We start from the raw sequence: 12,702 nt of genomic DNA on the forward strand, positions 1-12,702 counted from the left end.
GGGCCGGTGCCGGCTTGAGCGCCGACCTGCTGGTCGGCGTACCCGGTGGAGGTGGGGAACGCCGGGTCACGGCGGCCGGCGGGCCGATGCGGATCGGCCGTGACCCGCTCTGTTCGATCGTCCTCACCGACTCGCGTGCCTCCCGGGAGCACCTGGAACTCACCCACCGGGGCGGACGGTGGCACCTGCGTGACCTCGCCAGCCGCAACGGCACCTTCGTCGACGGCCGTCAGGTGCACGAACTGGAGATAACGGCCGCCTGCGCGGTGCGGATCGGCGACGCCGTCGACGGTCCGGTGCTCACCTTCCGGCCGGAGGGGGCCTACGCCGCCTCGCCGACCCAGGCCGGTCCGGCGCGGCCGGGCCCGTCGACCGAGGTGGGGTCGGGCAGCGGCGGATCCGGTGCCGAGCCGCCCCCGGGCGCACGGTTCGCGCGGGGCCGGATGCCCTCGGCCAGCTACCCGACGGCGGGGCGGATCCGCGTCGGACGGGCGCCGGACAACGACATCGTCCTCGACGACCTGCTGGTCTCCCGCCACCACGCCGACCTCGTCCGGGACGGTGCCGGGTTCCGCGTCGTCGATCTGGGCACGCGCAACGGCACGTACGTCAACGGGCGGCAGGTCGAGCAGACGGCGCTCTCCGGCGGAGACCTCCTCTCGTTCGGGCACCACCAGATGGTGTTCGACGGCGCCACCCTGCACGACTACGTCGACACCGGCCGGGTGTCGCTGCGCGCCGAGGGACTGCGGGTCACGGTCGGCGCGCGGACCCTGCTCGCGGACGTCTCGTTCGCGCTCGACGAGTGCAGCCTGCTCGCGGTGGTCGGGCCGAGCGGCGCCGGGAAGTCGACGCTGCTGGGGGCGCTGACCGGCAACCGCCCGGCGCAGGCGGGCACGGTGCGCTACCAGGACCGCGACCTCTACGCCGAGTACGCCGACCTGCGGCACCGCATCGGCCTGGTGCCGCAGGACGACATCCTGCACCGACAGCTCACCGTACGCCGGGCGATGCGCTACGCGGCCGGGCTGCGCTTCGGTGCCGACGTGACGCCTGCGGAGCGGGACCGGCGCATCGACGAGGTGCTCGACCAGCTCGCTCTCACCGCGCACGCCGACCAGCGGATCGACACCCTCTCCGGCGGGCAGCGCAAGCGCACCTCGGTGGCCCTGGAACTGCTCACCGAGCCCTCGCTGCTCTTCCTCGACGAGCCGACCTCCGGGCTCGACCCGGCGCTGGACCGTGACGTGATGCACGGCCTGCGCGAGCTGGCCGATCGCGGCCGGACCGTCGTGGTGGTGACGCACAGCCCGCTGCACCTGAACGTGTGCGACCGGGTGCTGGTGCTCGCCCGGGGCGGCAAGGTCGCCTACTTCGGCCCGCCGGACGAGCTGCTCGACTTCTTCGGGGCGGCCGAGTACGCCGACGTGTTCACCGCCGTCGCGGCCGAGCCGGACGTCTGGGCCGCCCGGTTCGCGGCCACCCGTACGCCGGCCCGAGCCGGGCCGCCGGCCGAGCGGGCGGTGGCCGCCGCGCCGCCGCCGCGCCAGGGCTGGTGGCGGCAGACGGCGATCCTGACCCGTCGTACGGTCGCCGTCACCCTCGCCGACCGGTTGTACGCGGCTCTCTCCCTGGGCCTGCCGGTGGGTCTCGCCGCCCTGCTGCACGTGGTCCCCGGGTCCGATGGTCTCGGGGTGCCCGCCCAACCGTCCGGCCGCAGCACCGAGGCCGCCGAGCTGCTGGTCATCCTGATCACCGGGGCGATCTTCATCGGGTTGGCCGGCGGAATCCGGGAGTTCGTCGGGGAGGGTGCCATCTACCGCCGGGAACGGGCGGTGGGCCTGGCGCCTGGGGCCTACCTGAGCGCGAAGCTGGCCGTGTTCGCCGTGCTGAACGCGTTCCAGGCGGCCCTGTTCGTCCTGCTCGGGCTGTTCGGCCGGCCGGCACCGTCCGAAGCGCTCGTCCTGGGCGGGCCGCTGGCCGAGCTGATCGTGGTGGTCTGGCTGACCACGCTGGCCGCCACCGTGCTGGGGCTGCTGGTCAGCGTGTACGTCGCCACGAGCGAGCAGACGATGCCGGTGCTGGTCGGGCTGGTGATGGCACAGCTCGTGCTCTGCGGCGGGCTGTTCGCCGTGGTCGGGCGCACCGGCATCGAACAGCTCTCCTGGCTGGCCCCGGCCCGCTGGGGCTACGCCGCCGCCGCGTCCACCGTGGATCTGCGCGCGATTATGCTGAGGCCCGCGCCGGACGCGCTCTGGGCGCACACCACCGGCGCCTGGGGCTGGGCGATGGCCGTTCTGGCCGGTCAGACCGTCTGGCTGGCCGTGGCGGTGCGGTGGGCGCTGCGTCGCCACGAGCCCGCACTGGAGAGCCGGAGGAAGCGCACGTGAACCGCAAAGACTCGGCCGCCGCCCTCGATGCCGTGCTGCGCGACGGCTGGAGCAGTGCCTGTCAGCTGTACGAGCACCTGGCCGGGGGTGGCCAACTCGTTGCCCTGCCCCCGACCGGCCTGCGGCTGGGCCAGGACGAGGCGATCTTCAGTGACACGGCGCTGGGGTACGCACGCTTCTACGGCACCGCCGTGCAGTACCGCGAGAGCAGCCATTTCTGGTTCGGCTCGACGGGCTTCGTGCTCGCCGGCATGGCGGGTGACGCGATCAGCAACGCCAGTGCCCGCAGTCGGGCCCAGGCGATGGCGGCGGCGCAGTGGCGGGACCAGGCACAGGTGCGGATGATCCTGACCAACCAGCGGTTGCTCGGGGACTACCAGGGCAACCTGCTGAGCTTCTGGCACAACGGAGTGGTCGAACTCACCGCCGACCTGACCCAGTGGTCGTTCATCCTCCGTTACCAGGAGGGCAACCCGCTGATGCTGCACGGGCCGGCGGCTCCGTGGTACGCGGTCGCGGTCGCCTGGCTGATCTTCGGCCCGCAGGGCATGCAGCTCCCGGCGCTGGCCCCGATCAGCGCGGCCGTCGCGCAGCGCTCCCGCGCCATCACCGGCGAGGTCGTGACCGAGTAACCCTGACCCGCTCAGACCACCCCCGGGCGCGCAGCCGGGCGGGGCGCCGTCGGGTCGGGAACGGGTGCCCGGCCCCGGGCGAGACCGGAACGGAGGTCGATGGCGGTGTACGTGGAGTCGAAACTGTCCCCGCCGCTGCCCTCGAACATGGCGGCGATGCTCACCAGCAGGTAGAAGGGGGCGAAGGACCACCAGAAGGCCCGCCAGCCTCCCCGCCAGGCACCGGATCGCGCACCGTTGGAGATCCGGACGGACCGCATTCCGGAGGCGGCGTCCCCCAGGCTGCCGACCGAGCCCCAGACCATGCCGTACGCGACGACCACCACGAACCAGATGGCGGCCATGACGGCGACGTACGTGCCGGTGCTGGCGGACATGGCCGTGCCCAGGCGGCCGAGCGCGAAGTCCTGGTTGGCCGTGTGGACCGCGCCCATCAGGACCCCGGCCACCACCATCACCACGAGGGCGTCCAGGGTCCGGCCCCAGAAGTGCGGCCATCCGGCCTTGCGGACGTAGTAGACCCCGGTGTCCGGGTGCCGGCGGACCGGCCGCCCGGTCGCGACGTCGACCAGCCCGGTCGCGGTCGGCGGTGTGGAACTGCTCATGGTGCCCTTCCCGGTCGGCTCGACTGGCGGACTGGACGGTACAACGCCGGTGCTTGCCCGGGTCGTGACCTCGGCGTCTGTGCGTCGTGGAGCACGACGAGATTCCGGGCGGCCCGGAGCGCGGCCCCGGTCCGGCGACCGGGAGAGTCGATCAGCGCGGTTCGCCGACCGTGGCGGGGCGGCCCGAGCGGAACGTGTGGCGGTAGGCCGTCGGTGGCACGCCGATCGCGGCGGTCAGGTGTTGGCGCAACGAGGCGGCCGTTCCGAATCCCGCCTCGCCGGCGATGCGGTCCACCGGGAGGTCGGTCGACTCCAGCAGCCGGCGGGCGTGTTCGACGCGTTGCTGGGTCAACCACTGGCCGGGGGTCATGCCGACCTCGTCCCGGAACCGCCGGGAGAACGTCCGCACGCTCATCCGTGCGTGCTCGGCCAGCTCGGACAGGGAGAGTGGTCGATGGAGCTGGCCGAGTGCCCAGTCGCGGGTCGTGGACGTGGTGGCCGCCGAGGGCTCGGGCACCGGACGTTCGATGAACTGCGCCTGACCGCCTTCGCGCCAGGGCGGGATGACGCATCGGCGCGCGACCCGGTTGGCGACCTCGCTGCCGTGGTCACGGCGTACGAGGTGCATGCACAGGTCGAGTCCGGCGGCCACCCCCGCCGCGGTGAGCACGTCCCCGTCGTCGACGAACAGCACGTCCGGATCGAGCTTGACCTGCGGGAACATCCGTTGGAACCGGTCGGCCTCGTTCCAGTGCGTCGTCGCCGCGCGACCGTCGAGCAGACCGGCGGCGGCGAGGACGTACGACGCGGTGCAGATCGACACGATCCGGGCACCCGGCCGGAGGCGGGTGAGCGCCTCGGCCAGCTCGTCGGGGAGCCAGGTCCGGTCCTCGGTCGGGTCGCAGACGAACGGCGGGATCACCAGGGTGTCCGCCGCGTCGAGGGCCTCGGCCCCGTGCTCCACCGCGAGGGCGAAGTCCGCGCTCGTCCGGACCGGGCCGCCGTCGAGGCTGCAGGTGACCACCTCGTAGAGCGGGCCACCGTCCGCGCCCGCCGCGGTGCCGAAGATCCGGACCGGGATGCTCAGCTCGAACGGATAGACACCCTCGAGGGCCAGGACGACGACGCGGTGCATGGCCAGATCCTCTCACATGTTGGCGATCTGGCCACTCGTCGGGCGGGCCCGCCTCCCGCAGTGTTGGTCGTGCGTCAGTCACCGACCGTATGGAACAGAGGGATGATCATGCGTGCTGTCAGCCAGGACTCGCTCGGGGGACCCGAGGTGTTGCGGGTGGTCGAGATGGACCGCCCGGAACCCGGGGTCTCGGAGGTCCTCGTCCGGGTCCATGCCGCCGGTGTCAACCCGACCGACCTGTGGCACCGGGCCACCGGGGGACTGCTGGGCGAGACACCGGTCAGGCTGGGATGGGACGTGTCCGGCGTCGTCGAGGCGGTCGGACTCGGCGTGACGATGTTCCAACCGGGCGACGAGGTGTTCGGCATGCCGCGGCTGCCGCAACCGGCGGGCACGTACGCCGAGTACGTGACCTCTCCGGCGCGGCACCTGGCCCGTAAGCCGGCGACGCTCTCCCACGCGGAGGCCGCCGCGCTCCCGTTGGCGGCGCTCACCGCGTACCAGTCGTTGGTCGACACCGCCTGCGTGCGCCCCGGTCAGCGGGTACTGGTCCATGCCGCAGCGGGCGGTGTCGGGCACCTCGCCGTCCAGATCGCCAAGGCGCATGGCGCCCACGTCGTCGGCACCGCCCGCTCGGCCAAGCACGCCTTCGTACGCGGCCTCGGCGCCGACGAGGTCGTCGACTACACCCAGGTCGACTTCGCGTCGGTGGTGGGCGACATCGACATCGTGATCGACACCATCGGAGGTGACTACGGGCCGCGCTCACTGCGGACCCTGCGCCCCGGCGGCATCGTGGTGTCGCTCGCCTCCCCGGCCGAGAGCCACCTGGCGGTGGAGGCGCGTGACCGTGGCGTAAGGGCCGGCTTCACGATCGTCGAACCCGACCACGGAGGGCTGAAGGCGATCGCGGCGCTCGTCGGAGCCGGGCAGTTGCGTCCCGAGGTCGCCGTGGTCCTCCCACTCGACCAGGTGGCCAGGGCCCATGAGATCGCCCAGACCGGCCGTACGACCGGCAAGATCGTCCTCACCGTCGTCGACTGACCGGGACCGGCTCCCGCTCCTCCCGGCGGAAGGACAGCGGGCCGGCCGCAGGCACATCGCCTCCGACCGGCCCGTCCTTCCGCCGGGGCCGACACCAGGTCGACGGATCCGCGCGGCCCGGCCCACGGCGGGGCCGGTGACCGGTGGCTCTCCTGCCGGCTCAGGCGTCGCGGTGGCGCATCACCCGCCAGCCCGCCAGGACGGCGGCGAGCGCCCAGGCGGCCAGGACGAGCAGACCCACCACCGCCGGGTACGGATCGGCGTCCCCGTGCAGGAAGTGGTTGCCGGCCACACCGGGAAGGCTGTCGGCGATCCGGTTCAGGGCCGGCAGGTCGGGCACCTGGAGGATCGGCGGGAGCACCACGACGAGCAGGAGGACGACCACCAACGTCACCACCGGTCCGCGCAGGGCCGCGCCGAGTCCGGTGGCGAAGACGGCGAGCAGCGCGAGATACGCGCCGATGCCCAGGGCGTCACCGACGATCGCGGCGGCGTCGGTGTCGCCGAGACCGCCGAGCAGCGGAACGGCGACCAGCGCGCCGAGCAGCCCCACGGCGGTGCCGGCGACGAGGGTGACCACGGCGACGACCGCGCACTTCGCCAGCAGCAGCCGTCCCCGGGACGGAATCCAGGCCAGCGTGGCGCGGATCGTGCCGGTGGAGTACTCGCTCGTCATGACCAGCATCGCCAGGGCGACGAAGGCGAGCTGCGCGATGCCGACGGCCAGCACCGCGATGGTGCCGGCCGGTACCCTGCCGTCGGACAGCAGGCCGGCGGCGAGGTCGCCGTTGCCGGCGTAGATCGCGTACTGACCGGCGCCGGCCGCCATGAGCATCGCGGCCGCGCCGAGCGCCCACCAGACCGTGCGGGTCGTCCAGAGCTTGGTCCACTCCGCGCCGATCGCGGCTCGCATGACGATCATCGTCCCTCCCGGGCGGCCGGGGCCGCCGTGAACTCGACACTGTCGGCGGTGAGCCGGTGGTAGGCGTCCTCCAGGGAGGCGGTGCCGGCGCTCAGCTCGTGCAGGCGGATCCCCATCGCGAAGGCCAGGTCACCGACGTCCGCGGCGTCGATGCCGCCGAGGGTCAACCGGTCCGCGCCGGCGTCGAGGACCGTCACCGACCTCCCGGCCAGCCGGTCCCGGAGCGCGGCCAGCTGCGCCGGATCCGGGCAGCGCACCGTCACCGGACCGGCGGCGTCCCGCCGCGCCCCTCGGGCGATGACCTCGTCCACGGAGGCGTCCGCGACGAGGCGACCACGCCCGATGACCACCAGCTGGTCGGCGGTCAGCTGCATCTCGCTCATCAGGTGACTCGACACGAAGACCGTCCGGCCCTCGGCGGCCAGACCCCGCATGAGCCCACGGATCCACCGCACGCCGTCGGGATCGAGCCCGTTGACCGGCTCGTCGAACATCAGGACCCCGGGATCGCCGAGCAGAGCACCGGCGATCCCCAACCGCTGACCCATCCCCAGCGAGTACGTGCCCGCGCGCCGGTCGGCGACCTCGGTGAGTCCCACCGTCGCCAGCACCTCGTCGACGCGTCCACCGGCGATGGCGTTGCTCCGCGCCATCGCCCGCAGATGGTGGCGACCCGTCCGCCCCGGGTGGATCGCCTTGGCGTCGAGCAGCGCCCCGACCTCGCGCAGCGGCCAGCGCAATGCCGTGTACGGTTTCCCGCCCACCAGCGCCCGCCCCGACGTGGGCCGGTCCAACCCGAGGACCATCCGCATGGTGGTGGACTTGCCGGCCCCGTTCGGGCCGAGGAAGCCGGTGACCCGGCCCGCCTCGATCGTCAGGTCCAGCCCGTCGACGGCGGTCGTGGCCCCGAACCGTTTGGTCAGCTTCTCCAGCGTTATCAACCGTGCTCCCCGTGGTGTGTCATCACAGGAAGCACGCTAGGGGCGGACCCGGCCCCGGCACCCGACCCCATCGGCAGTGTCGGGACCTGACGAAGGTCAGACCGGGGCGGACCGGCCGCGACCTTCTCGTCAGGCGCGGCGGAGAACGGGCGACCGACCGGGAGGACGGATCACTTGACCGCGCCGGCGGTGAGGCCGGCGACGAAGTAGCGCTGCAACGCCAGGAAGCCGGCCACGACCGGGACGCTGACCACCAGCGAGGCCGCCATGACCTGGTTCCAGTAGACGTTGAACTGGGTGGAGTAGCCCTGGAGGCCGACGGCCAGGGTGCGACTGGACTCGTCGGTCATCACCGAGGCGAAGAGCACCTCGCCCCAGGCGGTCATGAACGCGTACACGGCGACCGCGACCACGCCGGGCACCGCCGCCGGCAGCACCACCTGGAACAGGGTGCGCAGCGGCCCCGCGCCGTCGACCTGCGCGGCCTCGTCCAGGCCGCGCGGGATGGAGTCGAAGTAGCCGACCAGCATCCAGATCGAGAACGGCAGCGAGAAGGTGAGGTACGTGATGATCAGGCCGGTCCGGCTGGCGTACAGCTGGATGCCGGTGGCGTTGCCCAGGTTGACGTAGATCAGGAAGAGCGGCAGCAGGAACAGGATCCCGGGGAACATCTGGGTGGACAGCACGGTCACCGAGAACAGCCCCCGCCCCCGGAACCGGTAGCGGCTGACCGCGAACGCCGCGAAGATCGCCACGGTGACCGAGAAGACCGCCGCCACCGAGGAGACGACCAGGCTGTTGACCAGGTAGCGGCCCAGCGGCACGGTCGACCACATGTCCACGAACGCCTGCGCGGTCGGCCGGCGCGGCCACCAGGTGAACGCGCTCTGCACGTCCTGCAACGGCTTGAGCGCCGAGCTGACCATCACGTAGAGCGGGACGAGCACGAAGACCGCGAGCAGGGTCAGCACGACCCGGCGGGACCAGCGCTCGGCGGTGGTCTCACGCATCGTTCCTCCGACGGTTGGTGAGTAGGAGGTACCCGGCGGTGACCAGGAGCAGGAACAGCAGCAGCGCCACCGACATCGCCGAGCCCGAACCGAAGTCCCAGGTCTCGAAGGAGCTGCGGTAGATGTGGATGGAGACCAGGTCGGCCTGCTCGGGCGCGGAGCCGCCGAAGAGCACGTACGGGGTGTTGAAGTCGTTGAAGGTCCACAGGAACAGCACCAGCAGCAGGACCAGGTTGACCGGGCGCAGCATGGGCAGCGTGACCGAGCGCAGCCGCCGCCAGAAGCCCGCGCCGTCCATGGCGGCGGCCTCGTACAGGTCGCCGGGGATGTTCTGCAGGCCCGCCATGACGCAGAGGAAGGCGAACGGCCAGGTCCGCCAGATCGACACGATCAGCAGCGCGACGAAGCTGTTCTCCCCGATCAGCCAGAACGGCCGGTCGTCGAGCAGGTGCAGCTGGTCGACCAGGACGTGGTTGACCAGGCCGGTGTCCCGCTGGAACAGGAAGCTCCAGGTGATCACCGCGGTGTAGACCGGCAGGGCGTACGGGGTGAGGAAGAGCGCACGCAGCAGTCCCCGCCCCCGGAACGGACGGTGCAGCAGGACGGCGGCGGTGGTGCCGAACACCCAGGAGATCCCGACCGAGGCGACCGTGAAGACCAGCGTCACCCAGAACGAGTGCAGCAGCGCCGCACCGGCGGCGGAGTCGACGTCGAGCACCAGACGGTAGTTGTCCCAGCCGACGAACGGCGCCGTGGACCAGTCGCGGATGTGGAACTGGGTCAGCTCCAGCAGGCTCATCCCGGCGCCGACCAGCATCGGCACCACGTGGATCGCCAGTTCCAGCACAATCGCCGGGGCGAGCAGCAGATACGGCAGGAGTGGTCGTCGGGGGCGGGTGGCTCCGGCCCGGGGTGGCCGGCCCGGAGCGGTGCCGTCTCGGGTGGTGCTGGTTGCCATCGGGGTCCTCTCGCTCCGGTGGCCGTCGACGGGACGTCCCGTCGACGGCCACCGGCCTGGCCGGTCAGCGCATCTGCTGCTGGGCCCTGCTGAGCTTCTGCCGGACGCTCTCCTCGGTGACCGGTCTGCCCCGGGCCGCGTCGGCGAAGAGTTCCTTGATGGCGGTGCCGACCAGTGTCTCGAACGTGCTCTCGTCGGGCACCTGCGGCAGCGGGGCCGCGGTGGTGGCGAGGGTCTCCCGGAGCACCGTCTGCTCGGGCGCGGCGAACGCGGGATCGGCGGCGACCGACGTCACCGGCGGCAGCGAGCCGTACGTCCGGTTGAGCGTGACCTGCTCGGCGTCGCTGGTCATGAACTTGACGAACTCCAACGCGGCGTCCCGGTTCCGGGTGTGCTTGAACACCGCGATGTTGATCCCGGCGACCATGCTGTTGACCTTCTTGCCGCCGGGCGGCGGGGCCGCGAGGAACGGCACGGGCGCTACGCCGTACGCGTCGGCTGCCATGTTCTGCGACGTCAGGTTCGCGCCGGCGGCCTGCCAGAGCAGCATCGCCGCCCGCCCGTTGGCGAAGTCGGAGACCGACTGGTTCTGCGTGTACTCCGCGTTGCTCGGGTTGACGATCCGGTCGACGGCCATCAGGTCGACGTACCGCTTCACCGCGGCGACGTTCTGTGGTGTGTCGAAGGTCGGCTTGCCGGCGGAGTCGAACCACTCGCCGCCGTACTGCTGGCTGAAGGTGAAGGCGTGGTGCGCGTTCTCCGACGGGTTGGCCCCTTCGACGGCGAGGCCCCACCGCCCGCCGCCGGTCAACTGCCGGCCGACCTCGGCCACCTGCTCCCAGGTGGTCGGCGGGGCGGTGATCCCGGCGTCGGCGAACGCCTTCTTGTGGTAGTACAGGGCGTAGGCGAGGCTGTAGAGCGGCACCGCGGCGGGGGGCTTGCCGGGAGCGCCAGCGGCGGCCAACGCGGCCGGGACGAACCGGTCCCGGCCACCGACCCGGTCCAGGGTGGCGTCGTCGAACTCGACCAACGCACCGGTCGCCTGCAACGACGCCGACCAGGTGTTGCCGATGTTGACCACGTCCGGGCCCTGTCCGGAGGTGGCGGCGGTGAGCAGCCGGTTGAGCAGGTCCGACCAGGGCACCACCTCGACGGTGACCTTGATGCCGGTCTGCTGCTCGAACCGGTCCAGCTCGGGCTGGAGGATCTTCTTGTCGGCCTCCAGGCTGGCGCCCTGGTTGCTGGCCCAGTAGGTGAGGGTCCTGCCGGACCCGTCGGACGGATCGTCCGAGCCGCCGCAGGCGGTCAGCGAGGCGGTCGCGAGGACGGCGGCGGCGAGTGTCGCGAGAAGGCGTCTCGACACGATCGGCCCTTCCGGTTCGAGGGTGGGGTACCGGCCCCGCTGGCGCGGCGGGTCGGGCGGCGGTGGTACGACGGGCCCGGGCCCGGTGCTGCCGGGCACGTGGTGCACGGGTTCGGCGGTGCGCGTGGTGCCGGAAACGCGTGGTGCGGCAGGGCGTGGGGGAGGGGCGGCGTGCCGCCCTCTGGACCGACGGTAGTTGCATCACTACTTAATGAATGTTGCCATTAAAGTAGTTCGATGCGTAGGTCGTCAAGTGTGGGGCCGCACCGGCGCTCCGGGCGGCCCGGGGATCGAGGTGGCGTGTGGAGCTGGCGCGAGCGACGAATCGGAGCGTCCGGCTGCGGAACCGGTCGGCGTTGTTGTCCAGGCTCTTCCTCGACGGTCCGTTGACCCGCCAGCACCTGATGCGCAGCACCGGTCTCAGCCAGCCCGCCGTCAGCAACGTGGTGGCCGACCTCATCGACGAGGGCCTCGTCGCCGAGGCCGGGGCGGCCGAGTCGGACGGCGGTCGGCCGGGCATGATGCTGCGGGTCGCCTCCCGGTACGCCCACGTCGTCGGCGTGGACGTCGGGGAGACCCGGATCCGGGTCGAGCTGTTCGACTTCGCGATGACCCTGCTGTCCAGTGTGGAGTATTCGCTGGACCCGGCGCGCACCGAGCCGTCGGCGGTCGCCGGGCACGTGCTGGCCGGCATCGACACGGTCACCACCCGGGCCCGGGTCTCCCCGGCCGACGTGCTCGGGGTCGGCATCGGCGTCTCGGGCGTGGTGGAGCAGGGTGTCGAGGCCGTGGTGCACGCCCAGGCCCTCGGCTGGGGTCGGGTGCCGTTGGAGCGGCTCATCCGCGCGGGCACCGACCTGCCGCTGCACATCGACAACGGCGCGAACACCCTCGGCCAGGCCGAGATGTGGTTCGGTGCCGGCCGGGGCGCCCGGCATGCCGTGTTCGCGCTGGTGGGATCCGGTGTGGGGGCGGCCGTGGTGACCGACGGGGCCGCCTACCGGGGGGCGTCCAGCAGTGCGGGGGAGTGGGGGCACACCACGTTGGTGTACGGCGGCCGGTCCTGCCGCTGCGGGGCGCGGGGCTGCCTGGAGGCGTACGTGGGCGCCGAGGCGATCATCGACCGGTACCGGGAAGCCCGGGGTGGTCGGGCGGTGCCGGGTGCGGACGAGGAGTCCCAGCTCGCCGCCCTGGTCGAGGCGGCAGCCGAGTCGCCCACCGCCCGCCGCGTGCTCGACGAGACGGCCGGCTATCTCGGTGCCGGGGTGGCCAATCTGATCAACCTGTTCAACCCCGAGCGGGTGGTGCTGGGCGGCTGGGCGGCCATGGCGCTCGGCGATCTGCTGCCCGCCGTGCGCGAGGCGGCCGGCCGGCAGGCGCTGCGTCAGCCGTACGAGCAGGCGTCGATCGAGTTGTGCCGCCTCGGCGTGGACGCGGTGGCGCTCGGCGCGGCCACCCTGCCGATCGCCCGGCTGCTCGCCGCCGGTGGTGTGCGCCCTGGCCGGGCTGACCGTCGGACCCGGAAAGGGGCGCCACTCCATTGACAGAGATCAATATATTGACGGCGCCGCCATGCCGCCGCGACACTCACCAGAGAGCGCTCTCCGGTCACGTGCCATCCCGGCGGGATCAATCCCGACACCCCGGCCGTCCCCGCGCCCCGTCGCGCCCGGCGTCCGCAGCCCTCTACCGACAGGCGAAG

General features: G+C 72.4%; 11 protein-coding genes. 4 read left to right on the plus strand and 7 right to left on the minus strand.

The genetic code is table 11. The annotated features are described in order from the left end of the window. The first annotated feature begins 14 nt into the window (after positions 1–14). Together ACIBJE_RS17710 and ACIBJE_RS17715 are read left to right on the plus strand one after the other, a co-directional pair. A complete protein-coding gene (locus ACIBJE_RS17710; RefSeq protein WP_396749463.1) occupies positions 15–2,390 on the plus strand; it encodes an FHA domain-containing protein in 2,376 nt (791 codons plus the stop codon). Continuing rightward, on the plus strand, positions 2,387–3,022 hold the full coding sequence (locus ACIBJE_RS17715) for a hypothetical protein (protein WP_396749465.1): 636 nt from the start codon (positions 2,387–2,389) through the stop codon (positions 3,020–3,022). Before ACIBJE_RS17710 ends, ACIBJE_RS17715 begins: the two co-directional genes overlap by 4 nt. An 11-nt stretch (positions 3,023–3,033) precedes the next feature. On the opposite strand, the gene ACIBJE_RS17720 is transcribed toward ACIBJE_RS17715, so the two are convergent. Next, on the minus strand, positions 3,034–3,627 hold the full coding sequence (locus tag ACIBJE_RS17720; protein WP_396749467.1) for a hypothetical protein: 594 nt from the start codon (positions 3,625–3,627) through the stop codon (positions 3,034–3,036). Between the two features lie 151 nt (positions 3,628–3,778). Further along, a complete protein-coding gene (locus tag ACIBJE_RS17725) occupies positions 3,779–4,762 on the minus strand; it encodes a GlxA family transcriptional regulator (protein WP_396749470.1) in 984 nt (327 codons plus the stop codon). A 102-nt stretch (positions 4,763–4,864) separates the two neighbouring features. On the opposite strand from ACIBJE_RS17725, the gene ACIBJE_RS17730 reads away from it, so the two are divergent. Continuing rightward, positions 4,865–5,806 carry an NADP-dependent oxidoreductase gene (locus ACIBJE_RS17730; RefSeq protein ID WP_396749472.1) on the plus strand — a complete coding sequence of 314 codons (942 nt, stop codon included), beginning with the start codon at positions 4,865–4,867 and terminating at the stop codon, positions 5,804–5,806. Between the two features lie 160 nt (positions 5,807–5,966). Here the strand turns inward: ACIBJE_RS17730 and ACIBJE_RS17735 are convergent, their stop codons facing one another. The 5 genes from ACIBJE_RS17735 to ACIBJE_RS17755 form a co-directional block, all read right to left on the minus strand. Continuing rightward, positions 5,967–6,728, minus strand: coding sequence for an ABC transporter permease (locus tag ACIBJE_RS17735; RefSeq protein ID WP_396749474.1), 762 nt, complete (start codon positions 6,726–6,728; stop codon positions 5,967–5,969). Then, the gene (locus tag ACIBJE_RS17740) at positions 6,725–7,669 is read right to left on the minus strand and encodes an ABC transporter ATP-binding protein (protein ID WP_396749476.1); all 945 of its coding nucleotides are present in this window, start codon (positions 7,667–7,669) and stop codon (positions 6,725–6,727) included. The genes ACIBJE_RS17735 and ACIBJE_RS17740 overlap by 4 nt, the downstream gene beginning before the upstream one ends. Positions 7,670–7,839: 170 nt before the next feature. After that, positions 7,840–8,679, minus strand: coding sequence for a carbohydrate ABC transporter permease (locus ACIBJE_RS17745; RefSeq protein ID WP_396749479.1), 840 nt, complete (start codon positions 8,677–8,679; stop codon positions 7,840–7,842). Next, on the minus strand, positions 8,672–9,637 hold the full coding sequence (locus ACIBJE_RS17750; RefSeq protein ID WP_396749482.1) for a carbohydrate ABC transporter permease: 966 nt from the start codon (positions 9,635–9,637) through the stop codon (positions 8,672–8,674). Before ACIBJE_RS17750 ends, ACIBJE_RS17745 begins: the two co-directional genes overlap by 8 nt. 64 nt (positions 9,638–9,701) lie before the next feature. Further along, the gene (locus tag ACIBJE_RS17755) at positions 9,702–11,000 is read right to left on the minus strand and encodes an ABC transporter substrate-binding protein (protein WP_396749484.1); all 1,299 of its coding nucleotides are present in this window, start codon (positions 10,998–11,000) and stop codon (positions 9,702–9,704) included. Positions 11,001–11,302: 302 nt separating this feature from the next. Between ACIBJE_RS17755 and ACIBJE_RS17760 the strand changes: the two genes are divergently transcribed. After that, complete coding sequence (locus ACIBJE_RS17760) at positions 11,303–12,544, plus strand: ROK family protein (protein WP_396749486.1); 1,242 nt, start codon at positions 11,303–11,305, stop codon at positions 12,542–12,544. The last annotated feature ends 158 nt before the right edge of the window (positions 12,545–12,702 follow it).

The sequence above is a fragment of the Micromonospora sp. NPDC050187 genome, assembly GCF_044459745.1.
GTDB lineage: Bacteria > Actinomycetota > Actinomycetes > Mycobacteriales > Micromonosporaceae > Micromonospora.

Excerpts from the sequence above, each read along its gene's own strand:
- ACIBJE_RS17750 (WP_396749482.1), bottom strand. The coding sequence starts at position 9,637 with ATGGCAACCAGCACCACCCGAGACGGCACCGCTCCGGGCCGGCCACCC.
- ACIBJE_RS17735 (WP_396749474.1), bottom strand. The coding sequence starts at position 6,728 with ATGATCGTCATGCGAGCCGCGATCGGCGCGGAGTGGACCAAGCTCTGG.
- ACIBJE_RS17745 (WP_396749479.1), bottom strand. The coding sequence starts at position 8,679 with ATGCGTGAGACCACCGCCGAGCGCTGGTCCCGCCGGGTCGTGCTGACC.
- ACIBJE_RS17725 (WP_396749470.1), bottom strand. The coding sequence starts at position 4,762 with ATGCACCGCGTCGTCGTCCTGGCCCTCGAGGGTGTCTATCCGTTCGAG.
- ACIBJE_RS17730 (WP_396749472.1), top strand. The coding sequence starts at position 4,865 with ATGATCATGCGTGCTGTCAGCCAGGACTCGCTCGGGGGACCCGAGGTG.
- ACIBJE_RS17720 (WP_396749467.1), bottom strand. The coding sequence starts at position 3,627 with ATGAGCAGTTCCACACCGCCGACCGCGACCGGGCTGGTCGACGTCGCG.